Raw genomic sequence first — 25,197 nt, forward strand, 5'->3', positions numbered from 1 at the left:
CGCGGATTCTATCAAACCCGCGCAGGTTGCGTCAGTCGCGCAGCAGCTCAAGGCTGTGCAATGGGCCTTTCAGGTAGTCGTCCAGGCAGCGGGGCACCAGTTCGCTGCGCCAGCGGCCGGGGGCTGCCAGCAGTTCGTCACGGGTCAGCCACACGGCGCGCACGATGTCGCTGTCCAGGGCGCGCTGCGGGTGCTGGCGCAGCGGGCGGGCGGCGAAGCAGATGCGCTGGTAGGTGACGCCGTTGCTGGGGGCGGTATACAGGTAGATGCCGACCACGCCTGTGAGTTCGACGTCCCAGGCGGTCTCTTCGAGGGTTTCGCGCAGGGCGGCCTGGGTGAGGGTTTCGTTGGGTTCGAGGTGGCCGGCGGGTTGGTTGAAGACGTGCTGGCCGGCTTTGAATTCTTCGACGAAGAGGAATTTGCCGTCCTGTTCGACGACGGTGGCGACGGTGATGTGGGGTTGCCAGGTCATTTGCAGTGTCCTTTCAGATTGCGGGGACCGCTGTGCGGTCCATCGCCGGCAGCCCCAATGTCCAGAAAGCACAAACCCCGGTGCGTGGCCGGGGTTTGTGGGTTAGCTCAAGCGAACCTTACAGGGCGGCAATGGCGCTGTTCAGGGTCTGGCTTGGGCGCATCACCTTGGCGGTCAGCTCGGCATCCGGGGCGTAGTAGCCACCGATGTCAGCCGGCTTGCCCTGCACGGCGTTGAGCTCGGCAACGATGGTTGCTTCGTTCTCGGCCAGGGTTTTCGCCAGTGGTGCGAAGCGCGCTTGCAGCGCCGCGTCGTCAGCCTGGGCGGCCAGGGCTTCGGCCCAGTACAGGGTCAGGTAGAAGTGGCTGCCGCGGTTGTCGATACCGCCGACCTTGCGCGAAGGCGACTTGTTGGTGTCGAGGAACTTGCCGGTAGCCTGGTCCAGGGTGTTGGCCAGCACCTTGGCGCGTGGGTTGTCGTAGGTGTTGCCCAGGTGCTCGAGCGAGGCGGCCAGGGCCAGGAATTCACCCAGCGAGTCCCAACGCAGGAAGTTCTCTTCCACCAGCTGCTGCACGTGCTTGGGGGCAGAGCCGCCGGCGCCGGTTTCGAACAGGCCACCGCCGTTCATCAGCGGCACGATCGACAGCATCTTGGCGCTGGTACCCAGTTCCATGATCGGGAACAGGTCGGTCAGGTAGTCGCGCAGCACGTTGCCGGTCACCGAGATGGTGTCCTTGCCTTCGCGGATACGGGCCAGGGAGAACTTGATGGCGTCGACCGGGGCCAGTACGCGGATGTCCAGGCCGGTGGTGTCGTGGTCTTTCAGGTACTTCTGTACCTTCTCGATCATCACGCCGTCGTGGGCACGGGCCGGGTCCAGCCAGAACACCGCCGGGGTGTTGCTCAGGCGGGCGCGGTTGACGGCCAGCTTGACCCAGTCCTGGATCGGCGCGTCCTTGGTCTGGCACATGCGGAAGATGTCACCGGCTTCGACGTTCTGCTCCAGCACGACCTTACCCTTGCCATCGACCACGCGCACGACGCCGTCGACCTTGATCTGGAAGGTCTTGTCGTGGGAGCCGTACTCTTCGGCTTTTTGCGCCATCAGGCCAACGTTCGGCACGCTGCCCATGGTGGTCGGGTCGAAGGCGCCGTTGACTTTGCAGTCTTCGATGGTGGCCTGGTAGATGCCGGCGTAGCAGCGGTCCGGGATCACGGCCTTGGCGTCCTGCAGCTCACCGGCGGTGTTCCACATCTTGCCCGAGTCGCGGATCATTGCTGGCATCGAGGCGTCGACGATGACGTCGCTCGGTACGTGCAGGTTGGTGATGCCTTTGTCCGAGTTGACCATGGCCAGGGCCGGGCGAACGGCGTACAGGGCCTGGATGTCGGCTTCGATCTCGGCTTGCTTTTCAGCAGGCAGGTCCTTGATGCGGGCGTACAGGTCGCCGATGCCGTTGTTGGCGTTGAAGCCGACTTCGGCCAGGGCTGCGGCGTGCTTGTTGAGCACATCGCCGTAGAACTCTTCGACGATGACGCCGAACATGATCGGGTCGGAGACCTTCATCATGGTGGCTTTCAGGTGCACCGACAGCAGCACGCCGCGGGCCTTGGCATCGGCGATCTGCTCGGCGATGAAGGCTTTCAGGGCCTTGCGGCTCATGGTGGCGCAGTCGATCACTTCGGCGGCTTTGACGGCGGTTTTTTCTTTCAGCACGGTGGTGCTGCCGTCTTTGCCGACCAGCTCGATGCGCAGGCTGTCGTCAGCCTCGATCAGCGCGGCCTTCTCGCTGCCGTAGAAGTCGCCCTGGGTCATGTGGGCAACGTGCGACTGGGAGTCGGCGGCCCAGGCGCCCATCTTGTGCGGGTGCTTGCGGGCGTAGTTCTTGACCGACAGCGGCGCGCGGCGGTCGGAGTTGCCTTCGCGCAGTACTGGGTTCACGGCCGAACCCTTGATGCGGTCGTAGCGGGCGCGGGATTCTTTCTCTTCGGCGCTGGCTGGCTCGTCGGCGTAGTCAGGGATGTTGAAGCCCTTGGCTTGCAGTTCCTTGATGGCGGCCTTGAGCTGCGGAACCGATGCGGAGATGTTCGGCAGCTTGATGATGTTGGCTTCAGGAGTGGTGGCCAGTTGGCCCAGTTCCGCCAGGTGATCGCCTACCTGCTTTTCTGCGCCCAGTTGCTCGGGGAACGCCGCGAGGATACGGCCAGCCAGGGAAATATCGCGGGTTTCGACGGCGATGTCAGCGGAAGCGGTGAAGGCTTCGACGATCGGCAGCAGCGAGTAGGTGGCGAGGGCGGGGGCTTCGTCGGTGAAGGTATAGATGATCTTGGAACGGGTGGGCATGCGGGTTAACTCTCTGTGTGCTGAGCGTACTCGAGTCTCGAGGTGCGCAGGGTAGGCGCTTCGCCCTGGCATCGCCATGAGCGGAAAGTCGAGAGGCTGCGAGCGGTGATGGTGGATGCATCAGTCGAGCGTCAATTGCTGGGGTGCGGTAACAACCCAGGCTTGGTGGTCTTCGTGACCAAGGGCGAGCCGCGTTTTCCAAGGGTTCGCCCCGATGACCCTGCGGTCGCGGCGCAGTATATCAAACCCTTTGGTCGATTCAGCAAGGTCAAGTGCGATCGCGCCATTTATAAGACCAAAGACGTAGGGGCAATGTGGCGGGATGTCGCAGGGTTTGCTGGGGGGCAGCCTCTGTAGGAGCCGGCTTGCCGGCGATCACCGGCAAGGCCGGTGCCATTTATTGCCTGTTCGGCCGCCATCGCCGGCAAGCCGGCTCCTACAGGGGCGTTGCGTGGGGGCGGCTTGCAGGTCGGCAGATGTGGTTTAGGCTCAGTGCAGCGCTCGATTTCCACCCACACCAGGAAAAGCGGAGTAGTGCAGCATGGGATACCAGAAAATCAAGGTTCCGGCCGACGGCACCAAGATCACCGTCAATGCAGACCATTCGCTCAACGTTCCCGACCACCCCATCATCCCCTACATCGAAGGCGACGGCATCGGCGTGGACGTCTCGCCGGTGATGATCAAGGTGGTCGACGCCGCCGTGCAAAAGGCCTACGGCGGCAAGCGCAAGATCGCCTGGATGGAGGTCTATGCCGGCGAGAAAGCCACCCAGGTATACGACCAGGACACTTGGCTGCCCCAGGAAACCCTGGATGCGGTGAAAGACTATGTCGTCTCGATCAAGGGGCCGCTGACCACGCCGGTGGGTGGCGGCATCCGCTCGCTGAACGTTGCCCTGCGCCAGCAACTGGACCTTTACGTGTGCTTGCGCCCGGTGCTGTGGTTCCAGGGTGTGCCCAGCCCGGTCAAAAAGCCGGGTGATGTGGACATGGTGATTTTTCGCGAGAACTCCGAGGACATTTATGCCGGCATCGAATGGAAGGCCGGCTCGCCCGAGGCGAACAAGGTGATCAAGTTCCTCAAGGAGGAAATGGGCGTCACCAAGATCCGCTTCGACCAGGACTGCGGCATCGGCGTCAAGCCGGTCTCCAAGGAGGGCACCAAGCGCCTGGTGCGCAAGGCCTTGCAGTACGTGGTGGACAACGACCGCGAGTCGCTGACCCTGGTGCACAAGGGCAACATCATGAAGTTCACCGAGGGGGCGTTCAAGGACTGGGGCTACGAGGTGGCGCGGGACGAGTTTGGCGCCGAACTGCTCGATGGCGGCCCGTGGATGAAGTTCAAGAACCCGAAAAGCGGCCGCGAAGTGATCGTCAAGGACGCCATCGCCGACGCCATGCTGCAGCAGATCCTGCTGCGCCCGGCTGAATACGACGTGATCGCCACTCTCAACTTGAATGGTGACTACCTGTCTGACGCGCTGGCGGCCGAGGTGGGCGGCATCGGCATTGCGCCGGGGGCCAACCTTTCGGATACGGTGGCCATGTTCGAGGCCACCCACGGCACGGCGCCCAAGTATGCTGGGCAGGACAAGGTCAACCCGGGGTCGGTGATTCTTTCAGCCGAGATGATGCTGCGGCACATGGGCTGGACCGAGGCTGCAGATCTGATCATCAAGGGCACCAACGGTGCCATTGCCGCCAAGACCGTGACCTACGACTTCGAGCGGTTGATGGACGGGGCCACGCTGGTGGGCAGTTCCGGGTTTGGCGATGCGATGATCAAGCATATGTGAAGTGCACTGCATGGCACGGGCTTTGCCCGTGTTCGCGGGTGAACCCGCTCCCACAGGGATTGCCTGGTCTTCAGGCCCGCGCTGTACCTGTAGGAGCCGGCTTGCCGGCGATGAGGCCAGTGCAGGCCGCCTGCGTCACTCACATGCCTGCAAACGAAAACCGGCCGCCTCGGTAAAGAAGCGGCCGGTTTTTTCGTATACCGGCAGAGAGCTGGGTGTCAGGCTTGCACCGTGTTGTTCTCGGATTGCCCTACGACCATGGCCGCTGCAGCAGCGTCCCGGATCTCGGTCGCGTGCAGGCCCTTGGGGCCCTGGATAATCTCGAACACTACGGATTGCCCGGCTTTGAGGGTCTTGTAACCGTCCATCCTGATCGTCGAATAATGCGCGAACAGGTCTTCGGTCTTGCCGTCCTCATTGATGAATCCGTAGCCTTTGGCATTGTTGAACCACTTGACTTTACCGCTTGCCATCCCTATGTCCCTCTGCAAAGGACTCCATCACTGGAGTATCATCCACGTCATCCGCATACGAACCATGCGAGAAAATCTGGTTGACTGCGCGGATCTTTATCGACCACGGTGGGTTCCTATTGGTTGTAACACCGTTTTGCCGATAGTCAAGGTCACCCGGCGCCCGCGCCGAATGGGGCCTGTGCGGTCAACCCACAACCTTAACTTGTCGATCATGATGAAGTTCTTTCCATGCATGTACTCAGTGAGATTCGACTAACATTCAATCAGGATCGCCCGCAGTCGCATGAGGACGGGCACGAGGATGACGGCGCCGGTCTTGCGGTACAGGAGGCCAAGCCGCTTCTGCAGGCGCCACCGATGTACAAGGTGGTTTTGTTCAACGATGACTACACGCCAATGGATTTCGTCGTCGAAGTGCTCGAGACGTTCTTCAATCTGAACCGCGAGCTGGCGACCAAGATCATGCTGACCGTCCATACCGAGGGGCGGGCAGTGTGCGGATTGTTTACCCGTGACATCGCCGAAACGAAGGCCATGCAGGTCAACCAATACGCCAGGGAAAGCCAGCATCCGCTACTCTGTGAAATCGAGAAGGACGGTTAATCGCCGACCACTTGGGTATGAGGTGAAGCTATGTTAAACCGCGAGCTCGAAGTCACCCTCAATCTGGCCTTCAAGGAGGCCCGTTCGAAGCGTCATGAGTTCATGACCGTCGAACACCTGTTGCTGGCACTCCTTGACAACGAGGCCGCCGCGACCGTTCTGCGCGCCTGTGGCGCCAATCTCGACAAGCTCAAGCACGACCTGCAAGAGTTCATCGATTCCACCACGCCGCTGATCCCCGTGCATGACGAGGACCGCGAAACGCAACCGACCCTGGGCTTCCAGCGTGTGCTGCAGCGCGCGGTGTTCCACGTGCAAAGTTCCGGCAAGCGCGAAGTCACCGGCGCCAACGTGTTGGTCGCCATCTTCAGCGAACAGGAAAGCCAGGCCGTGTTCCTGCTCAAGCAGCAGAGCGTGGCACGCATCGACGTGGTCAACTACATCGCCCACGGCATCAGCAAGGTGCCGGGTCATGGCCCGAACACCGACGGCGACCAGGAAATGCAGGACGAGGAGGGCGGTGAGTCTTCCTCTTCCAGCAACCCGCTGGACGCCTACGCCAGCAACCTCAACGAACTGGCCCGTGCCGGGCGTATCGACCCGCTGGTGGGCCGCGAGCAGGAAGTCGAGCGCGTAGCGCAGATTCTTGCCCGCCGGCGCAAGAACAACCCGCTGCTGGTGGGTGAGGCCGGTGTCGGCAAGACCGCCATCGCCGAAGGCCTGGCCAAGCGCATCGTCGACGGCCAGGTGCCCGACCTGCTGGCCCAGAGCGTGGTGTATTCCCTCGACCTGGGTGCATTGCTGGCCGGTACCAAGTACCGCGGCGATTTCGAGAAGCGCTTCAAGGCGCTGCTCGGCGAGCTGCGCAAGCGCCCGCAGGCGATCCTGTTCATCGACGAGATCCACACCATCATCGGTGCCGGTGCGGCGTCGGGTGGGGTAATGGACGCCTCCAATCTGCTCAAACCGCTGTTGTCGTCGGGTGATATTCGCTGCATCGGCTCGACCACCTTCCAGGAGTTCCGTGGCATCTTCGAGAAGGACCGTGCCCTGGCGCGGCGCTTCCAGAAGGTCGATGTCACCGAGCCTTCAGTGGAAGACACCGTGGGCATTCTGCGCGGGCTCAAGGGCCGCTTCGAAAGCCACCACAACATCGAGTACAGCGACGAAGCCCTGCGCGCCGCCGCCGAGCTGGCCTCGCGCTACATCAATGACCGGCACATGCCGGACAAGGCCATCGACGTGATCGATGAGGCCGGCGCCTATCAGCGCCTGCAGCCTGAGGCCAATCGGGTCAAGCGCATCGATGTGCCGCAAGTCGAGGACATCGTCGCCAAGATCGCGCGGATTCCACCAAAGCACGTCACCAGCTCCGACAAAGAGCTGCTGCGCAACCTGGAGCGCGACCTGAAACTGACTGTGTTCGGTCAGGATGCTGCCATCGATTCGCTGGCTACCGCCATCAAGCTGTCCCGTGCCGGCCTGAAGGCGCCGGACAAGCCGGTAGGCTCGTTCCTGTTCGCCGGCCCCACTGGTGTGGGCAAGACCGAAGCGGCCCGCCAGCTGGCCAAGGCGCTGGGTGTCGAGCTGGTGCGTTTCGACATGTCCGAGTACATGGAGCGCCACACTGTGTCGCGCCTGATCGGTGCCCCGCCAGGCTACGTTGGTTTCGACCAGGGCGGCCTGTTGACCGAAGCCATCACCAAGCAGCCGCACTGCGTGTTGCTGCTCGATGAAATCGAGAAGGCCCACCCGGAAGTCTTCAACCTGCTGCTGCAGGTGATGGACCACGGCACCCTGACCGACAACAACGGGCGCAAGGCGGACTTCCGTAACGTGATCCTGATCATGACCACTAACGCCGGCGCCGAAACCGCTGCGCGGGCCTCGATCGGCTTCACGCACCAGGATCACTCCTCCGACGCCATGGAGGTCATCCGCAAGAGCTTCACGCCGGAGTTCCGCAACCGCCTGGACACCATCATCCAGTTCGGCAGGCTGTCCCACGAGACCATCAAGAGCATCGTCGACAAGTTCCTCATCGAGTTGCAGGCGCAGCTCGAGGACAAGCGTGTGCTGCTGGAAGTCACCGACGCCGCGCGCGGCTGGCTGGCGGCTTCGGGCTACGACGTGCAGATGGGCGCGCGGCCGATGGCGCGGCTGATCCAGGACAAGATCAAGCGGCCGCTGGCCGAGGAGATCCTGTTCGGCGAGTTGGCCGAGCATGGCGGTGTGGTGCACATCGACATGCGCGATGGCGAGCTGGTGTTCGATTACGAGACCACGGCTGAAGTCGCGTAAGGCTGGGGCCGCTATGCGGCCCTGCTTTCATGAGCGCACACAAAAAAGCCCGGCACATGGCCGGGCTTTTTCATGGCTGAAGCTTAGCGCGCACGGTAGGTGATGCGGCCCTTGCTCAGGTCGTACGGCGTCAGTTCGACGCGGACCTTGTCGCCAGTGAGAATACGGATGTAGTTCTTGCGCATCTTGCCGGAGATGTGCGCGGTAACGACGTGCCCGTTTTCCAACTCCACGCGGAACATGGTGTTGGGCAGGGTGTCGACGACAGTGCCTTCCATTTCGAAGCTGTCTTCTTTCGACATGCAGTAAAGCCCTCGGTATCCAGTGTTGGCCCGACGCGTGACTGCACCGGGCAAAAAAGTGGCGTGGATTATGCCCGAAAATTGTGTTTCAAGCCAATGCTTTCAGTTGAGGCTGACCCAGCGCTGGTTGATCAGCAATTCGATGGGGCGGTACTGGGTCTTGTAGTTCATCTTCTTGCAGTTCTTGATCCAGTAGCCAAGATAAACCGCGTCCAGGTCCTGGCGCAGGGCTTCGGTGATCTGCCAGAGGATGGCGTAGCGGCCGAGGCTGCGGCGTTCTTCTTCCGGCTCGTAGAAGGTGTACACCGCTGACAGCCCGTTGGGCAGCAGGTCGCATACCGCCACGGCCATCAGCCGGCCCTGAAGGCGGAACTCGTAGAACCAGCAGAACGGCAGGTCGCGCACCAGAAAAGTCGAGAACTGGTCACGGCTGGGCGGGTACATGTCGCCATCGGCGTGGCGCTGCTCGATGTAGCGCCGGTACAGGTCGAAGTATTCCTCTTTGAATGCGGGGCGTGCGGCCGTGACGGTCAGGTCGGCGTTGCGCTTGAGAATACGCCGTTGCTGGCGGTTGGGGATGAACCGCGCGGCGGGGATGCGTGCCGGTACGCAGGCGTTGCAGTGCTGGCAGTGTGGGCGGTAGAGGTGGTCGCCACTGCGGCGAAAGCCCATTTCCGAAAGGTCGGCGTACACGTGCACGTCCATCGGCTGGCTCGGGTCGAGAAACAGCGTGGTCGCCTGCTCGTCCGGCAGGTAGCTGCAGGAGTGGGGTTGAGTGGCATAAAACTTCAACCGCGCCAGCTCTGTCATGATCAACCCCTTTACGGTGAGACTTTGTCTCTAAGTGTAAGCCAGCTGCGGGCAACGCGCCTAGGCGACCCAAGTGGCGCCGTTGGGCTGGTCGAGGTAGCTGGCCAGATGCTCGGCGAAGCTCGCCCGGCTGATGGCGCGGGCGCCCAGGCTGTGCAGGTGGTCGGTGGGCATCTGGCAGTCGATCAGCACGAAGCCGGCCTGCTCGAGGTGCTGCACCAGGGTGGCGAAACCCACCTTCGAGGCGTTGTCGGCGCGGCTGAACATCGATTCGCCGAAGAACAGCCGGCCCATGGCCAGGCCGTACAGCCCGCCCACCAGCTCGCCGTCCTGGCGTACCTCTACCGAGTGGGCGATGCCGCGCCGGTGCAGCTCGCAGTAGGCGGCGCGCATGTTGTCGGTGATCCAGGTGCCGTCGGCGTAGTCGCGCGGCGCGGCGCAGGCGGCGATTACCGCGGCGAAGTCGGTGTCGAAGCTGACCTGGTAGCGGCCCTGGCGCATCAGCTTGGCCAGCGAGCGCGACACATGCAGTTCGTCCGGGAACATCACGGTGCGCGGGTCGGGCGACCACCAGAGAATCGGCTGGCCATCCTGGTACCAGGGGAAGCAGCCATGGCGATAGGCCGCGACCAGGCGCTCGGGGGTCAGGTCGCCGCCGGCGGCGAGCAGGCCGTTGGGGTCGTGCAGGGCCTTTTCCAGGGGCGGGAAGGTCAGCGAGTCGCGGGTCAGCCAGGTGAGCATGGTGTCTTGGGCGGTGGGGGAGGGGAGGGCGACCAGCATGGCGCGGCTTGCCAAGCAGGTCAACGCCATGGGCAGCTGTGCCGGCGATGAGGCCGGTACAGCCAGCACAAGGCAATTGCGTCTGGCCGGCAAATTTCCTTCGCCTTCGCCACCCCTCGGCACCATCTGGCAGTTTTGCTGTCACACCTGTGCAAAAACACAGCATAAGCCTTTGTCACAAAAGAAAATGCATGCTCAAATTGCACCTATATGAAAGTAGCCCCCGTTCACGCCCCCGAACGGCGCGCCGCCATGGCGGCTGACGGGCAGTAATGTTAAAAGTAGTGATTTGTTGGCCAGTCATCGGCCAATCACTATTCGCGCAGGAATAGACGCGTTTTGAAGAAATCCACCGCAACCCCAGCTCCCTTGCCCTTGCCCCTGTGGCGGCAGCAGCTGCATTATCGCCTCAAGGAAGGTGCGCTGATCGCTGTCGGCGCGCTGTGCCTGTACCTGTGGATGGCCTTGGTCACCTACGACACCTCCGACCCTGGCTTCAGCCACACCAGCAACGCCGAGCAGGTACAGAACGCCGCCGGCCGTGCCGGGGCGTACTTCGCCGACATCCTGTTCATGGTGCTGGGCTATTTCGCCTACATATTCCCGCTGCTGCTGGCAATCAAGACCTGGCAGATCTTCCGCGAACGCCACCAGCCGTGGCAGTGGAGCGGCTGGCTGTTCTCCTGGCGCCTGATCGGCCTGGTGTTTTTGGTGCTGTCGGGCGCGGCGCTGGCGCATATCCACTTCCACCAGTCGCAAAGCCTGCCGTTCTCCGCCGGTGGCGCGCTGGGCGAGAGCCTGGGCGACTTGGCGCGCAACCTGTTGAACGTGCAGGGCAGCACGCTGATGTTCATTGCCTTGTTCCTGTTCGGTTTGACCGTGTTCACCGACCTTTCGTGGTTCAAGGTGATGGACCTGACCGGCAAGATCACCCTCGACCTGTTCGAACTGGTGCAGGGCGCAGCCACCCGCTGGTGGGAGGCACGCAACGAGCGCAAGCGCCTGGTAGCGCAGCTGCGCGAGGTGGACGAACCGGCCTTCGACCTGGCGCCCATGAGCGCCGACAAGCGCGAAGCGGCCAAGCCGCAACAGCAGGTGCGCGAGCGTGTGGTCGAGCGCGAAGAGCCGCCGGCCCGCCCGGTGGTGCCACGCGAGCCGGTGGTGCCGCGCGTACAAGCGCCTGCCCCGGCTGCCGCTCCGGTAATCATGCCGCCGGCCGCCCCCGCCGCGCCGGAGCCAAGCAAGCGGGTGATGAAGGAAAAACAGGCGCCGTTGTTCATCGACAGCGCCGTGGAAGGCACCTTGCCTTCGATTTCCATCCTCGACCCGGCCGAGCAGAAAAAGATCGAGTATTCGCCCGAATCCCTGGCCAGCGTCGGCCAGTTGCTGGAGGTCAAGCTCAAGGAGTTCGGCGTTGAAGTCTCGGTGGACTCCATCCACCCGGGCCCGGTCATCACCCGCTATGAAATCCAGCCGGCCGCCGGCGTCAAGGTCAGCCGCATCGCCAACCTGGCCAAGGACCTGGCGCGCTCGCTGGCGGTGACCAGCGTGCGGGTGGTCGAGGTGATCCCGGGCAAGACCACGGTGGGTATCGAGATCCCCAACGAGAACCGCCAGATGGTGCGCTTCTCCGAGGTGCTGTCGACCCCGCAGTACGACGAGCAGAAGTCCCCGGTCACCCTGGCCCTGGGCCACGACATCGGCGGCAAGCCGGTGATCACCGACCTTGCCAAGATGCCCCACCTGCTGGTGGCCGGTACCACCGGTTCCGGTAAGTCGGTGGGTGTGAACGCAATGATCCTGTCGATTCTGTTCAAGTCCGGCCCGGAAGACGCGCGGCTGATCATGATCGACCCGAAAATGCTCGAGCTGTCGATCTACGAAGGCATCCCGCACCTGTTGTGCCCGGTGGTCACCGACATGAAGGACGCCGCCAACGCCCTGCGCTGGAGCGTTGCCGAAATGGAACGCCGCTACAAGCTGATGGCAGCCATGGGCGTGCGTAACCTGGCCGGCTTCAACCGCAAGGTCAAGGACGCGCAAGAGGCCGGCGAGGTCATCCACGACCCGCTGTACCGCCGCGAGAGCATGGACGACGAGCCGCCGACGCTGAAAACCCTGCCGACCATCGTGGTGGTGGTGGACGAGTTCGCCGACATGATGATGATCGTCGGCAAGAAGGTCGAAGAGCTGATCGCGCGTATCGCGCAAAAAGCCCGTGCCGCGGGTATTCACCTGATTCTGGCCACCCAGCGCCCGTCGGTGGACGTGATCACCGGCCTGATCAAGGCCAACATCCCCACGCGCATGGCGTTCCAGGTGTCGAGCAAGATCGACTCGCGCACCATCATCGACCAGGGCGGCGCCGAGCAACTGCTGGGCCACGGTGACATGCTGTACATGCCACCGGGCACCAGCCTGCCGATCCGTGTGCATGGCGCGTTCGTCTCCGACGACGAGGTGCACCGCACGGTCGAGGCGTGGAAGCTGCGCGGTGCACCGGACTACAACGACGATATCCTCAACGGTGTCGAGGAGGCCGGCAGCGGCTTCGACGGCGGCGGTGGCGGCGGTGGCGACGGCGATGACCCAGAAGCCGACGCGCTGTACGACGAAGCCGTGCAGTTTGTGCTGGAAAGCCGCCGCGCTTCGATTTCGGCGGTGCAGCGCAAGCTCAAGATCGGCTACAACCGCGCCGCGCGCATGATCGAGGCGATGGAGATGGCCGGCGTGGTTACCCCGATGAACAGCAACGGCTCGCGGGAAGTGATTGCCCCCGGCGGCCCGCGCGACTGATGATTCCCCCGTCGGGCGCCAATGACGGTGCCCGGCCTATTCACGCTCTACGAGGATTCCCATGCGCATGATTCGCATGCTGTTGGTTTCTGCCCTGGCCGCGGCCAGCCTGTCGGCACACGCGGGCGAAAAGGATGTGCAGCGCCTGACCCAGTTGCTCGAGAAGTCGCAGACCATCGAGGCCAACTTCTCCCAGCTGACCATCGACGCCAGCGGCACCAGCCTGCAGGAAACGTCCGGCAAGATGACCGTCAAGCGCCCGGGCCTGTTCTACTGGCACACCGATGCGCCGCAGGAGCAGGTGGTAGTGTCGGACGGCAAGAACGTCACCCTGTGGGACCCGGACCTGGAGCAGGCCACCGTCAAGAAGCTCGACGTGCGCCTGAACCAGACCCCGGCGCTGCTGCTCTCCGGTGATGTGTCGAAGATCAGCCAGAGCTTCGACATCAGCTCCCTGGAGCAGGGCGAGGTGATGGACTTCACCCTCAAGCCGAAAACCAAGGACACCCTGTTCGACTCGCTGCGGGTTTCGTTCCGCAAGGGCCTGATCAACGAAATGCAGCTGGTGGACAGCGTTGGCCAACGTACCAACATCCTGTTCAACGGCGTCAAGGCCAACCAGCCGGTGGCCGACAGCCGATTCACCTTTGACATCCCCAAAGGCGCGGACGTCATCAAGGAGTAACCGGAGCCCGTGATGGACCTGTTTCGAAGCGAACCCGTCGCCCAGCCCCTGGCCGCCCGCCTGCGCCCCTCGAACCTGGACGAGTACGTCGGCCAGGAGCACCTGCTGGCGCGCGGCAAGCCGCTGCGCGAGGCGCTGGAGCAGGGCGCGCTGCACTCGATGATCTTCTGGGGCCCGCCCGGGGTTGGCAAGACCACCCTGGCGCGGCTGCTGGCAAAGTTTTGCGACGCGCACTTCGAAACGGTCTCGGCGGTGCTGGCCGGGGTCAAGGAGATCCGCCAGGCCGTCGAGGTGGCCAAGCAGCAGGCCGGCCAGTATGGTCGGCGCACCATCCTGTTCGTCGACGAGGTGCACCGCTTCAACAAGTCGCAGCAGGACGCCTTTCTACCCTACGTTGAAGACGGCACCCTGCTGTTCATTGGCGCCACCACCGAAAACCCGTCCTTCGAGCTGAACAACGCGCTGCTGTCGCGGGCCCGGGTGTACGTGCTCAAGAGCCTCGACGAGCCGGCGCTGCGCAAGCTGGTCAACCGCGCGCTCACTGAAGAGCGCGGCCTGGGCAAGCGCAACCTGCGGGTGGGCGACGAGGCCTTCAAGATGCTCATGGCCGCCGCCGATGGCGATGGCCGGCGCATGCTCAACTTCCTCGAGAACGCCTCGGACCTGGCCGAAGACGGTAGCGAAATCGACGTCGAGATGCTGCAAAGCCTGCTCGGCGACAGCCGGCGGCGCTTCGACAAGGGCGGCGAGGCCTTTTACGACCAGATCTCGGCGCTGCACAAGTCGGTGCGTGGCTCCAACCCTGATGGCGCGCTGTACTGGTACGCGCGCATGCTCGACGGCGGCTGCGACCCGCTATACATCGCCCGCCGCGTGGTGCGCATGGCCAGCGAGGACATCGGCAATGCCGACCCCCGCGCCTTGAGCCTGTGCCTTGCGGCGTGGGATGTGCAGGAGCGCCTGGGCAGCCCCGAGGGCGAGCTGGCGGTGGCCCAGGCCATCACCTACATCGCTTGCGCCCCCAAGAGCAACGCCGTGTACGTGGGCTTCAAGACTGCCCTGCGCGAAGCCGCCGAACATGGCTCGCTGGAAGTGCCGCTGCACCTGCGCAATGCCCCCACCAAGCTGATGAAGCAGCTCGGCTACGGTGAGGAATACCGCTACGCCCACGACGAGCCTGACGCCTACGCTGCTGGCGAGGACTATTTCCCCGAGCAGCTCGAACCGCGCCAGTACTACCAGCCGGTACCGCGCGGCCTTGAGCTGAAGATCGGCGAGAAGCTGCGCCACCTGGCCGAGCTCGACCGCAACAGCCCCCGCCAGCGGAGAAAACCTTGATCGCACTCATTGCCGCTGTCAGCGCGGGCGGTATCGCCGGCACGCTGCTGCGTTTTGCCACCGCCAGTTGGGTCAACGCCCACTGGCCACGGCACTTCTATCTCGGTACGCTGGCGGTCAACCTGATCGGCTGCCTGCTGATCGGCCTGCTGTACGGCCTGTTCCTGCACAAACCTATGGTGCCGGTCGAGCTGCGCGCCGGGCTGATCGTAGGCTTTCTGGGCGGCCTGACGACCTTTTCTTCTTTTTCGCTGGACACCGTGCGCCTGCTGGAAAGTGGCCAGGTGCCGCTGGCCCTGGGTTACAGCGCTGCCAGCGTGGTGGGTGGGCTGCTCGCCACCTGGGCCGGCCTGGCCCTGACCCGTTTCTGAACCAACACCCACACATAACGAGAGAACGATATGCTCGATTCCAAACTGTTACGCGGCCAACTTCAGGAAGTGGCGGATCGCCTGGCCTCCCGTGGCTTCAGCCTGGATGTCGCGCGCATCGAATCACTGGAAGAGCGCCGCAAGGCGGTGCAGACCCGCACCGAACAGCTGCAGGCCGAGCGTAACGCCCGCTCCAAGTCCATCGGTCAGGCCAAGGCCAAGGGCGAGGATATCGCGCCGCTGATGGCAGATGTGGAGCGCATGGCCAATGAACTGGCCGCCGGCAAGGCCGAACTGGACGAGATCCAGGCCGAGCTGGACGGCATCCTGCTGACCATCCCCAACCTGCCGGACGCCAGCGTGCCGGTGGGCGCCAGCGAAGACGACAACGTCGAAGTGCGTCGCTGGGGCACCCCGCAAACCTTCGATTTCGAGATCAAGGACCACGTCGCCCTGGGCGAAGTCAGCGGTGGCCTGGACTTCGAGGCCGCAGCCAAGCTGTCCGGCGCCCGCTTTGCCGTGCTGCGCGGCCCGATTGCCCGCCTGCACCGCGCCCTGGCGCAGTTCATGATCAACCTGCACACCGGCGAGCACGGCTACGAGGAGCACTACACCCCGTACCTGGTGCAGGCCCCGGCCCTGCAGGGCACCGGCCAGTTGCCGAAGTTCGAGGAAGACCTGTTCAAGATCACCCGCGAAGGCGAGGCTGACTTCTACCTGATCCCGACCGCCGAAGTGTCGCTGACCAACCTGGTGGCGGGCGAAATCCTCGACGCCAAGCAGCTGCCGCTCAAGCTGGTCGCCCACACCCCGTGCTTCCGCAGCGAAGCCGGTGCGTCGGGCCGTGACACCCGCGGCATGATCCGCCAGCACCAGTTCGACAAGGTCGAGATGGTGCAGGTGGTGGAGCCGTCCAAGTCGATGCAAGCCCTGGAAGGCCTGACCGGCAACGCCGAGCGCGTGCTGCAACTGCTGGAGCTGCCATACCGCGTACTGGCCCTGTGCACCGGTGACATGGGCTTTGGCGCTGTGAAGACCTACGACCTGGAAGTGTGGGTGCCGAGCCAGGACAAGTACCGCGAGATCAGCTCCTGCTCCAACTGCGGCGACTTCCAGGCGCGCCGCATGCAGGCCCGCTGGCGCAACCCGGAAACCGGCAAGCCGGAGCTGGTGCACACCCTCAACGGTTCCGGCCTGGCGGTTGGCCGCACCCTGGTAGCGGTGCTGGAGAACTACCAGCAGGCCGACGGTTCGATCCGTGTGCCTGAAGTACTCAAACCGTACATGGGCGGCGTCGAGGTCATTCGCTAAATGGACTACCTGCCGCTGTTTCACAAGCTGCAGGGTGGCCGCGCGCTGGTTGTCGGCGGTGGCGAGATCGCCCTGCGCAAGGCACGCCTGCTGGCCGACGCCGGCGCCGTGCTGCGCGTGGTGGCGCCGGATATCGACGGCCAGTTGGCTGCGCTTGCCCGTGAAGGGGGGGGCGAAGTGCTGGTGCGCGGTTATGCGCAAGCAGACCTGGCCGGTTGCCGCCTGGTGATCGCCGCCACCGATGACCCGGGCCTCAACGCCCAGGTTTCGGCCGACGCCCAGGCGCTGAGCGTGCCGGTCAATGTGGTGGATGCGCCGGCGCTGTGCACGGTGATCTTCCCGGCCATCGTCGACCGTTCGCCGCTGGTGGTGGCAGTGTCCAGCGGCGGCGATGCGCCGGTGCTGGCGCGCCTGATCCGGGCCAAACTGGAAGCCTGGATCCCGTCCGCCTACGGCGAGCTGGCCGGGCTGGCCGCGCGTTTTCGCGACAAGGTCAAGGCGCTGTACCCCGACGTCAACCAGCGCCGCGGCTTCTGGGAAACGGTGTTCCAGGGCCCGATCGCCGAGCGCCAGTTGGCCGGGCAGGGCGCCGAGGCCGAGCGCCTGCTGCGTGAAATGGTCGAAGGCGCGCCGGTGCAACAGGGCGGCGAGGTGTACCTGGTGGGCGCCGGCCCCGGCGACCCGGACCTGCTGACCTTCCGTGCCCTGCGCCTGATGCAGCAGGCCGACGTGGTGCTGTATGACCGCCTGGTGGCCCCGGCCATCATCGAGATGTGCCGGCGTGACGCCGAGCGCATCTATGTGGGCAAGCGCCGCGCCGACCACGCCGTGCCCCAGGACCAGATCAACCGCCTGCTGGTGGACCTGGCCCAACAGGGCAAGCGCGTGCTGCGCCTGAAGGGCGGCGACCCGTTCATCTTCGGCCGGGGCGGCGAAGAGATCGAACAGCTGGCCGAGCAGGGTATCCCGTTCCAGGTGGTGCCGGGCATTACTGCGGCCAGTGGCTGCTCCGCCTATGGTGGTATTCCGCTGACCCACCGCGACTATGCCCAGTCGGTGCGTTTCGTTACCGGCCACTTGAAGGACGGTACCAGCAACCTGCCTTGGCACGACTTGGTGGCGCCGGCCCAGACCCTGGTGTTCTACATGGGCCTGGTCGGTCTGCCGACCATCTGCGCCGAGCTGATTCGCCATGGCCGCGCAGCCAGCACCCCGGCGGCGCTGGTGCAGCAAGGCACCACGCGCAACCAGCGGGTGTTCACCGGTACCCTGGCGGATTTGCCGGCGCTGGTGGCCCAGCATGAAGTGCATGCGCCAACCCTGGTAATTGTTGGGGAAGTGGTGCAGTTGCGCGACAAGCTGGCGTGGTTTGAAGGCTTGCAGCAAGGCAGTTGAATCGTCGGGGGCCGCTGTGCGGCCCATCGCGACACAAGGCCGCTCCTACAGGGGGCGCGCCAGCTTTTCGATCAATGACAAGACCTGACAACGCGAGCAGATATCAACTGGCCTGCCAGATCCCCTTGCCCGGCAAGCGTGCGCGGTCGTGGGGCTGGTTGAAGTCCTGCAGCGGGCCCTTGGGCACGATGCCGTTGGGGTTGATGGTCTTGTGGCTCATGTAATAGTGCTTCTGGATGTGCTCCATGTTCACCGTGGCCGCCACCCCTGGCAGCTGGTACAGCTCGCGCAGCCAGTTGGACAGGTTGGCGTAGTCGCTCAGGCGGCGCAGGTTGCACTTGAAGTGGCCGTGGTACACCGCATCGAAACGCACCAGGGTGGTGAACAGGCGCACGTCGGCTTCGGTCAGGTACTCGCCGGCCAGGTAGCGGTTGCGGCCGAGCAGCTCTTCCAGGTAATCGAGCTCGTTGAACACCTCGTCGAACGCTGCTTCATAAGCTTCTTGCGTGGTGGCGAAGCCGGCGCGGTACACGCCGTTGTTCACCGCCGGGTAGATGCGTTCGTTCAGGGCGTCGACGGCGGCACGCAGGGGCTCGGGGTAGAGGTCCAGGGTGTTGCCGGTCAGCTCGTTGAACGCGGTGTTGAAGATGCGGATGATCTCCGACGACTCGTTGTTGACGATGCGCTTGTCTTTTTTGTCCCACAGCACCGGCACGGTCACGCGGCCGGTGTACTGCGGGTCATCCTGGGTGTAGCGCTGGTGCAGGTACTGCAGGGCGTCGAGGTGATCACCGGTGGAGCCGTCCTGCTGGTCGAACGTCCAGCCGTGCTCACCCATCAGCCAGCTCACCACCGACACGTCGATCAGCGGCTCCAGGCCCTTGAGGGCGCGAACGATCAGGGTGCGGTGGGCCCATGGGCAGGCCAGCGACACGTACAGGTGGTAACGGCCGGCCTCGGGTGCCGGCAGCGGGTTGCGGCGCTGGGCGTTCTCGCGCTTGAAAGCGCCGTCCTTGCCGTTTTCATACCACTGGTCGTGCCAGCGGCCGTCGATCAAAAGGCCCATGGTGAAGCTCCTCGGAACAAAAGTGGTTTGTCGTTGGGGCTCAGTCTAGAGAAAAACGTTCGAATAAATAGCGCAAAGACTGCAGTGTTTTGATCGGTTTATTCGATGTTTTTGCGGGCGGCCCAGTAGTCACGGGCGGTGGCGAAGGCCTGTTCGCGGCCTTGACCGAGGCCCCGCAGGGCCAGGGCCATGGTTGCCACCACGGCCAGTTCGCCGTAGCTGTCCTCGGCCTCGCCGCGCCAGACCGCCAGCAGGTGCTCGGGCTGCAGGCTGGCCGGCTTCACATGACGTTGAGCGCTGAGGGCTGGCCACTCTTCGTCCCAGGCTTCGCCGGCCGAGGTGCCGTAGAGGTGGCTGATGACATCCGGGTTGATCTCGATTTCGCCGCCGTCGCCTTTGACTACCACTGCATGGTCGCCGAGCAGGCGGCTGGCCTCGCGGTGCACCGCCTGGTAGCCGGGGTGGAAGATGCTCTGCAGGCCGCAGCGTGCGCCCAGCGGGTTGAGCACCCGGGCCAGCGAGTGGATGGGCGAGCGCAGGCCGAGGGTGTTGCGCAGGTCGATCATGCGCTGCAGTTGCGGCGCCCAGTCCTGCAATGGGAAGAACGCCAGTTGGCGGCTGCCCAGGGCCTGCTCGACGCTGGCCCAGTCGCGGCACAGCGGGATGTCCAGCAGGCTCAGCAACTGCTCGGTGTACAGCCGCCCGGCGGTGTGGGCGCCGCCGCCGTGCATCAGAATGCGCACGCCATTGCCGGCCAGGCACTTGGCCGCCAGCAGGTACCAGGGCAGGTGGCGCTTCTTGCCGGCGTAGCTCGGCCAGTCCAGGTCCACGGCGACGCTTGGGGCATGCAGGTGGCTGCGCAGGGCTTCGGTGAAGCCGGCCAGCTCTTCGGCGCTTTCCTCTTTGTGCCGCAGCAGCATCAGGAAGGCACCCAGCTGGGTGTCCTCGACCTTGCCTTCGAGCAGCAGGGTCATGGCGGCGCGGGCCTCTTCGCGGGTAAGGCCGCGGGCGCCGCGCTTGCCCTTGCCGAGTATGCGCACGAACTCGGCGAAGGGGTGTTCGGCCGGGGTTTCCAGGGTCAGCGGGCGGGCTTCGTTCACGCAGGGCTCGGTCATATGCAGTTGGTCGGCTTGGGCAGGCCTGCCAGCTTGGCGGCCAGTTTGGCGGGGGTGCCGTTGAACAGGCGGTTCAGGTGCGGGCTGTTGCCCTTGTCCGCCCCCAGCTTGAGGGCGGTGTATTTGATCAGCGGGCGAGTGGCGGGCGACAGCTGGTACTCGGCGTAGAACTGGCGCAGCACCTCGAGCACCTCCCAGTGCTCGGCGGTGAGGGCGATGTTTTCGCGCTCGGCCAGTGCTTCGGCTACCGGGTGCGACCAGTCTTGCAGGTCGACCAGAAAGCCGTCCTTGTCCAGGGCGATATCGCGTTCGCCAACAGTCAGGGTGCTCATAGCCAGCTGTTGACCTTGTCGTAGTGCAGGGTGAGCTCGACGAAGGCGGGGTAGTCCACGGCTTTGGCCTGGGTGGCGTCGAGGGCGCGGGCTTGCAGGTCTTCGGCCAGGGCGAACAGCCGCCCGTCGAGGCTTGCGGCTTGCAGCGCGCGCAGCGGCTCGCTGCCGGGCTTGAGCGCGTAGGTGGCGTCGCCGCACAGCAGCAGCGCGTCTTGCGGGCCGAGCAGGCGCAGGCAACTGGCCAGGCGCTCGTCGCCGAACGGCGAATGGGTGATTACATGCAAGGTCGTCATCAGAGCGTCACCACCTGGTCGAAACGGGCCATCAGGGCTTTCAGCGCAGCGTCGTCGAGCACTTCGACCGGCAGGCTCAGCGCCTCTCCAGCGAGGCCGCGCCGGGCCAGGCTGTGGGCGCAGGCGAACAATTCATCCACGCCGAACATCGGCAGGGCCTGCAGGTTGGCGGCGAGGTTCTTCTGCTGCAGTGCATCGGGCTGCTGGGCGGCGGCCAGCTGGAACACACCGTCATCGAGAAACAGCATGCCCAGCGGCAGGTCGAAGGCGCCGCCGGCCAGGGCAATGTCCAGCGCCTCGCGGGCGGACGGGCCGGCCCAGGGCGCCTGGCGGCTGATGATCAACAAGGACTTGGCCATTTCAATCGCCTCCGAAGCAGACCAGGCGGTCGGCCACTTGCGCGGCCTCGTGCAGTTGGCCAAGGCCGGACAGATCCCAGGGTATCGGCAGGTTCACCGCCGGGCGTTGGTAGCGGTTGGCTTCTTCGTCGTTGAGCACACCGCGGCGCAGGGCGGCGGCGATGCACACCACGGCGTCGAGGCGGTGCTGGTTGACGAACTCGCGCCACTGGGCGGCTACATCCAGCTCGTCCTGGGGCGTGACGACGTTGGCCGAGGCGCTGTGCACCCCGTCCTGGTAGAAGAACAGGCGGGTAATGTCATGCCCGCCGGCCAGCACCGCCTCGGCAAAACGCAGGGCGCGGCGCGAGGAGGGCGCATGGGCCGGGGAAAAGACCGCAATGGCGAATTTCATCGGGAACTCGTGCAAAAGAATGCCGCCATGATAAAGCAAAAAGCCCGCGCAGGTGGGCGCGGGCTCTTCGCTTCAGGCAGGCCGGGCTCAGTGCTGGCCTTTGCTCTCTGGCAGGAACCAGTTGAGTACCAGGGCGCAGATGCCGCCGGTGGCGACTCCCGACTCCAGCACGTTGCGGATGGCTGCCGGCATGTGCGCGAGGAACTCCGGCACCTGCGCCACGCCCAGGCCCAGGGCCAGCGATACGGCGATGATCAGCAGCGCACGGCGGTCGAGGCGGGTGCTGGCAAGGATGTTGATGCCTGAGGCCGCCACTGCGCCGAACATCACCATGGCCGCGCCACCCAGTACCGGCTCAGGCACCGCCTGGATCACCCCGGCGACGCTCGGGAACAGGCCCAGCAGCACCAGCATGGCGGCGATCCAGATACCGATATGGCGGCTGGCAATGCCGGTCAGCTGAATCACGCCGTTGTTCTGGGCGAAGATCGAGCTGGGGAAGGTGTTGAACAGGCCGGCCAGCAGCGAGTTGGCGCCGTTGACCAGCACGCCGCCCTTGATGCGCTGCATCCACACCGGGCCTTCGACCGGCTGGCGCGACACCTTGCTGGTGGCGGTGACGTCACCGATGGCTTCCAGCGAGGTCACCAGGTAGATCACCAGCATCGGGATGAACAGCGGCCACGAGAAGCCCAGGCCGAAGTGCAGCGGCGTCGGCACTTGGAACAGCGCAGCCTGGTGCATGCCGGTGAAGTCCAGGCGACCGAGGTAGCCGGCCAGGGCATAGCCCACGGCCAGGGCGATGACGATGGCGCAGCTGCGCATCCACACCACCGGCACACGGTTGAGGATGACGATGACCGCCAGCACGGCGCCCGACAGCAGCAGGTTCTCGCCGTTGGCGAAGGTGCCGTTCTGCATGGCGCCGAAGCCGCCGCCCATGCTGATCAGGCCGACCTTGATCAGGGTCAGGCCGATCATCAGCACGACGATACCGGTCACCAGCGGGGTGATCAGGCGTTTGACGAAGGGCAGGATGCGCGACACGCCCATCTCGACGAACGAGCCGGCGATCACCACACCGAAGATGGCCGCCATCACTGCTTCCACTGGCGTGCCCTGTTGCACCATCAGCGCGCCACCGGCAATCAGCGGGCCGACGAAGTTGAAGCTGGTGCCCTGCACGATCAACAGCCCGGCGCCGAACGGGCCGAAGCGCTTGCATTGCACGAAAGTGGCGATGCCAGAGATGACCAGCGACATGGACACGATCAGGTTGGTATCGCGCGCCGACACGCCCAGCGCCTGGCAGATCAGCAGGCCCGGGGTGACGATCGGCACGATGATCGCCAGCAGGTGCTGCAGTGCAGCCAAAAGGCCGATCAACGGGCGCGGTTTGTCTTCGAGGCCCAGTACCAGTTCGTTGGCAGGCGCCGCCGCGCCTGGCTCGTGTTCATGTGAACTCATTGGAAAATGCTGCCCCGGCAGAAAAAAGGAGCGCATTCTACGGGCAGAAAACCGATTGGGGTAGGGGCAGGGTAGATGTCGGCATGATCGGCGAACAAGCTGACTTTAAGGTCCAGTTTTTCAGGCCCTTCAGGGTTTGGCATCAATGGCGTGGGAGCTTGGGGGCGGTGGTTGACGTTGACCCACAAAAAAGCCCGCCGAAGCGGGCTTTCTCATTCAGGCGCAGCGACTGTATCAGTCGTCACGGCCCATGATGCCGAACAGCTGCAGCAGGCTGACGAACAGGTTATAGATCGATACATACAGGCTGATGGTAGCCATGATGTAGTTACGCTCGCCGCCGTGAATGATGGCGCTGGTCTGGAACAGGATGCACACCGACGAGAACAGCACGAAGCCGGCGCTGATCGCCAGTTGCAGGCCGCTGATCTGGAAGAAGAAGCTGGCAACCACGGCGCCCAGCAGCACGAAGAAACCGGCGGTGATGAAGCCGCTGAGGAAGCTCATGTCTTTGCGGGTGATCAGCACGTAAGCCGATAGGCCACCGAACACCAGGGCGGTCATGGCAAAGGCCGAGCTGACCACTTCGGCGCCGCCGCTCATGCCCAGGTAGCGGTTGAGGATAGGGCCGAGGATGAAGCCCATGAAGCCGGTGAGGGCGAAGGTGGACACCAGGCCCCAGGCCGAGTCACGCAGCTTGGCGGTGAGGAAGAACAGGCCGTAGAAGCCGATCAGTACGACGAACACGTTGGGGTAGCGGAAGCCCATCTGCTGCGAGACGAAGGCCATGATGCCGCTGAAGGCAAGGGTGAGTGCCAGCAGGCTGTACGTGTTGCGCAGGACCTTGCTGATTTCCTGCTGCTCGACCTGTTGGCCCTGGTGTACGGCGTAATCCTGTTCGCGCATGGCGACACTCCTTAGATTGGGTGATGGGCCGGGGTCTCGGACCCTCGGCATTGAAACGTAAGTGAGCAGAGCATACCAGAGCTGCCGCAACCCGCGACACAGAGAGTTTGACAGCTTGTTTCATTACGGTATTATGGCCGCCGCAAAACGAGCTGGAAGCGTGGCCGAGTGGTTTAAGGCAACGGTCTTGAAAACCGTCGATGGGCAACTATCCTAGAGTTCGAATCTCTACGCTTCCGCCATATTCAAAGCCCTGATTATTCAGGGCTTTTTGCGTTTTTGGGGTGTGGGAAAATGCACCCATGCGTAGGGGCTGTCGGGGTGCGTTTTTAGCGCGTTGCACGCTTAACCAGTGAAGGCTGGCATGGGCTCGCCGAAGGTCTTGCAGCGCCTATCAGATCGAGCGCCGCCCGCGCGGCGCATCGCGGCACAAGGCCGCTCCTACAATTTGTTTCGGGCCAGTATCTTCTGTGCCATCACCTGGTCCACCTTGTTGGTTCGCCGCGGTTTCAGCGTGGGCGTTGCCGATGCTTCAAATGATTCAAGGCATGCACCAAGGCAGGCGCCGGTACTTGCACAGGAATAACTGGCCCGAAACAAACTGTATGAGCCGGCTTGCCGGCGATGCGCCGCGCGGGCGGCGCTCGATCTGATAGGCGCTACAAGGCTATAGCTTTGCACCTGGTCGCCCTCACGCGATCACATTCAGAACCTTACAAACGCGAGGGCTCGCCGAAAAGGCGAGCCCTCGCAGAGTTCGTCTCAAGCTTCAAGGCTTCAAGGCTTCACAGACAGCCTCAGGCAGTGAATCCTCCGCAACTCAACCCTCAACCTTCTCCACCACCGCCTCAACCGCAGCCTCCGCCGGCTTCGCCTTCGCCTTGGCCCGATTACGCCGATCCTGACTACGCTGGCGCGAAGCCTGCTGCTTGGCATGCAGCGCCTGGGCCGCAGTCACGGTCCCCGCTGGCTGCCCGTTCAAATCCAGCCGCGGCGCATCCTCGACCATGCTGGCCCAGTACCGGTTGCCCTTGCACCAGGTGGAAATCCCCAATTTGAGCTGTTCGCGGGTCAGCCCCAGCAGCTCCAGGTGTTGTTCGGCATCCTTGAAAATACCTTCCTTGAGCGGCACCTTGGGCGCGGGGTTGACCGGGAAGGCCTGCGGAAAGTGCTTCTGCAACGGCCAGATCGCCGCCACTGCCGGGTCCTGCTCGCGAGGCTTGGCCTGGGCGGCGGGTTTGCGCTTGCGCTGGGGGGCGCTTTCGGCCTTGGCCTGCTCTTTTTCAGCCCGCAGGCGGTCACGGAGTCCAGCTAGTTGTTCAAAACCCATCGTTCAATTCACTGCTTCGAAGTTGATTGCGTGGCGCAAGGATAAGCCATGCAGCGCCTGGAGGCAGCACAAACAGGACAAGTTGCCTGAAATTCAGTGAAAGCCCCATCGCAGGCAAGCCTGCGATGGGGCGGGTAATACACTTGCGAGAAC

Annotated in this window: 24 protein-coding genes and 1 tRNA gene; 10 read left to right on the top strand and 15 right to left on the bottom strand. The window is 64.0% G+C overall.

All coding sequences use genetic code 11. The features are described 5' to 3' along the window. Positions 1 to 31: 31 nt before the first annotated feature. Positions 32 to 472, bottom strand: a complete 441-nt coding sequence (locus KSS94_RS10850) for an NUDIX hydrolase (RefSeq protein WP_217842975.1) — start codon at positions 470 to 472, stop codon at positions 32 to 34. A 118-nt stretch (positions 473 to 590) separates the two neighbouring features. Beyond that, complete coding sequence (locus KSS94_RS10855) at positions 591 to 2,816, bottom strand: NADP-dependent isocitrate dehydrogenase (protein WP_217842976.1); 2,226 nt, start codon at positions 2,814 to 2,816, stop codon at positions 591 to 593. A 541-nt stretch (positions 2,817 to 3,357) separates the two neighbouring features. Here KSS94_RS10855 and icd point away from each other — a divergent pair. Continuing rightward, positions 3,358 to 4,614 carry an NADP-dependent isocitrate dehydrogenase gene (gene icd, locus KSS94_RS10860; protein WP_217842977.1) on the top strand — a complete coding sequence of 419 codons (1,257 nt, stop codon included), beginning with the start codon at positions 3,358 to 3,360 and terminating at the stop codon, positions 4,612 to 4,614. A 218-nt stretch (positions 4,615 to 4,832) separates the two neighbouring features. Here the strand turns inward: icd and cspD are convergent, their stop codons facing one another. Next, a complete protein-coding gene (gene cspD, locus KSS94_RS10865; protein WP_217842978.1) occupies positions 4,833 to 5,087 on the bottom strand; it encodes a cold shock domain-containing protein CspD in 255 nt (84 codons plus the stop codon). 231 nt (positions 5,088 to 5,318) lie between these two features. On the opposite strand from cspD, the gene clpS reads away from it, so the two are divergent. Beyond that, positions 5,319 to 5,693, top strand: coding sequence for an ATP-dependent Clp protease adapter ClpS (gene clpS, locus KSS94_RS10870; protein WP_217842979.1), 375 nt, complete (start codon positions 5,319 to 5,321; stop codon positions 5,691 to 5,693). A 30-nt stretch (positions 5,694 to 5,723) separates the two neighbouring features. After that, entirely contained in the window at positions 5,724 to 7,994 is a 2,271-nt protein-coding gene (gene clpA / locus KSS94_RS10875; protein ID WP_217842980.1) for an ATP-dependent Clp protease ATP-binding subunit ClpA, read from the top strand. 83 nt (positions 7,995 to 8,077) lie between these two features. Here clpA and infA read toward each other — a convergent pair whose 3' ends face one another. The 3 genes from infA to aat form a co-directional block, all read right to left on the bottom strand. Continuing rightward, positions 8,078 to 8,296: a translation initiation factor IF-1 gene (gene infA, locus KSS94_RS10880; protein WP_002553999.1), complete on the bottom strand. Its 219-nt coding sequence runs from the start codon at positions 8,294 to 8,296 to the stop codon at positions 8,078 to 8,080. Positions 8,297 to 8,398: 102 nt separating this feature from the next. Continuing rightward, complete coding sequence (locus KSS94_RS10885; RefSeq protein WP_217842981.1) at positions 8,399 to 9,106, bottom strand: arginyltransferase; 708 nt, start codon at positions 9,104 to 9,106, stop codon at positions 8,399 to 8,401. A gap of 60 nt (positions 9,107 to 9,166) precedes the next feature. Then, the gene (gene aat / locus KSS94_RS10890; RefSeq protein WP_217843568.1) at positions 9,167 to 9,847 is read right to left on the bottom strand and encodes a leucyl/phenylalanyl-tRNA--protein transferase; all 681 of its coding nucleotides are present in this window, start codon (positions 9,845 to 9,847) and stop codon (positions 9,167 to 9,169) included. A gap of 378 nt (positions 9,848 to 10,225) precedes the next feature. Here aat and KSS94_RS10895 point away from each other — a divergent pair, with 378 nt between their 5' ends. The 6 genes from KSS94_RS10895 (at position 10,226) to cysG (ending at position 17,782) form a co-directional block, all read left to right on the top strand. Continuing rightward, on the top strand, positions 10,226 to 12,682 hold the full coding sequence (locus KSS94_RS10895; RefSeq protein WP_217842982.1) for a DNA translocase FtsK: 2,457 nt from the start codon (positions 10,226 to 10,228) through the stop codon (positions 12,680 to 12,682). 61 nt (positions 12,683 to 12,743) lie between these two features. Beyond that, positions 12,744 to 13,367, top strand: coding sequence for an outer membrane lipoprotein periplasmic chaperone LolA (gene lolA / locus KSS94_RS10900; protein WP_217842983.1), 624 nt, complete (start codon positions 12,744 to 12,746; stop codon positions 13,365 to 13,367). 12 nt (positions 13,368 to 13,379) lie between these two features. Next, positions 13,380 to 14,705: a replication-associated recombination protein A gene (locus KSS94_RS10905; protein WP_217842984.1), complete on the top strand. Its 1,326-nt coding sequence runs from the start codon at positions 13,380 to 13,382 to the stop codon at positions 14,703 to 14,705. Then, a complete protein-coding gene (gene crcB, locus KSS94_RS10910) occupies positions 14,702 to 15,076 on the top strand; it encodes a fluoride efflux transporter CrcB (RefSeq protein WP_217842985.1) in 375 nt (124 codons plus the stop codon). Before KSS94_RS10905 ends, crcB begins: the two co-directional genes overlap by 4 nt. Positions 15,077 to 15,106: 30 nt before the next feature. Continuing rightward, the gene (gene serS / locus KSS94_RS10915) at positions 15,107 to 16,387 is read left to right on the top strand and encodes a serine--tRNA ligase (RefSeq protein ID WP_217842986.1); all 1,281 of its coding nucleotides are present in this window, start codon (positions 15,107 to 15,109) and stop codon (positions 16,385 to 16,387) included. Beyond that, the gene (gene cysG / locus KSS94_RS10920) at positions 16,388 to 17,782 is read left to right on the top strand and encodes a siroheme synthase CysG (protein WP_217842987.1); all 1,395 of its coding nucleotides are present in this window, start codon (positions 16,388 to 16,390) and stop codon (positions 17,780 to 17,782) included. It abuts the gene before it with no gap. A 103-nt stretch (positions 17,783 to 17,885) separates the two neighbouring features. On the opposite strand, the gene KSS94_RS10925 is transcribed toward cysG, so the two are convergent. From KSS94_RS10925 to KSS94_RS10960, 8 genes are all read right to left on the bottom strand, one after another. Beyond that, on the bottom strand, positions 17,886 to 18,848 hold the full coding sequence (locus KSS94_RS10925) for a glutathione S-transferase family protein (protein WP_217842988.1): 963 nt from the start codon (positions 18,846 to 18,848) through the stop codon (positions 17,886 to 17,888). A 98-nt stretch (positions 18,849 to 18,946) separates the two neighbouring features. After that, positions 18,947 to 19,930, bottom strand: a complete 984-nt coding sequence (locus KSS94_RS10930; protein WP_217843569.1) for a glycosyl transferase family protein — start codon at positions 19,928 to 19,930, stop codon at positions 18,947 to 18,949. Positions 19,931 to 19,959: 29 nt separating this feature from the next. Then, positions 19,960 to 20,295 (bottom strand): TusE/DsrC/DsvC family sulfur relay protein, encoded by a 336-nt coding sequence (locus tag KSS94_RS10935; protein WP_217842989.1) that lies wholly within the window; start codon positions 20,293 to 20,295, stop codon positions 19,960 to 19,962. Continuing rightward, the gene (gene tusB / locus KSS94_RS10940) at positions 20,292 to 20,588 is read right to left on the bottom strand and encodes a sulfurtransferase complex subunit TusB (protein ID WP_217842990.1); all 297 of its coding nucleotides are present in this window, start codon (positions 20,586 to 20,588) and stop codon (positions 20,292 to 20,294) included. The genes KSS94_RS10935 and tusB overlap by 4 nt, the downstream gene beginning before the upstream one ends. Then, entirely contained in the window at positions 20,588 to 20,947 is a 360-nt protein-coding gene (gene tusC, locus KSS94_RS10945; RefSeq protein ID WP_217842991.1) for a sulfurtransferase complex subunit TusC, read from the bottom strand. The genes tusB and tusC overlap by 1 nt, the downstream gene beginning before the upstream one ends. A gap of 1 nt (position 20,948) precedes the next feature. Further along, complete coding sequence (gene tusD / locus KSS94_RS10950) at positions 20,949 to 21,341, bottom strand: sulfurtransferase complex subunit TusD (protein WP_217842992.1); 393 nt, start codon at positions 21,339 to 21,341, stop codon at positions 20,949 to 20,951. 87 nt (positions 21,342 to 21,428) lie between these two features. Further along, positions 21,429 to 22,808, bottom strand: coding sequence for a nucleobase:cation symporter-2 family protein (locus KSS94_RS10955; RefSeq protein WP_217842993.1), 1,380 nt, complete (start codon positions 22,806 to 22,808; stop codon positions 21,429 to 21,431). Between the two features lie 234 nt (positions 22,809 to 23,042). Further along, complete coding sequence (locus KSS94_RS10960; protein ID WP_217842994.1) at positions 23,043 to 23,714, bottom strand: Bax inhibitor-1/YccA family protein; 672 nt, start codon at positions 23,712 to 23,714, stop codon at positions 23,043 to 23,045. A 154-nt stretch (positions 23,715 to 23,868) separates the two neighbouring features. Between KSS94_RS10960 and KSS94_RS10965 the strand changes: the two genes are divergently transcribed. Further along, positions 23,869 to 23,956 (top strand) — tRNA-Ser (locus tag KSS94_RS10965). 578 nt (positions 23,957 to 24,534) lie between these two features. On the opposite strand, the gene KSS94_RS10970 is transcribed toward KSS94_RS10965, so the two are convergent. Continuing rightward, a complete protein-coding gene (locus tag KSS94_RS10970; RefSeq protein ID WP_217842995.1) occupies positions 24,535 to 25,044 on the bottom strand; it encodes a ProQ/FinO family protein in 510 nt (169 codons plus the stop codon). Between the last annotated feature and the right edge of the window lie 153 nt (positions 25,045 to 25,197).

It is taken from the genome of Pseudomonas fakonensis, from assembly GCF_019139895.1.
Lineage (GTDB): Bacteria > Pseudomonadota > Gammaproteobacteria > Pseudomonadales > Pseudomonadaceae > Aquipseudomonas > Aquipseudomonas fakonensis.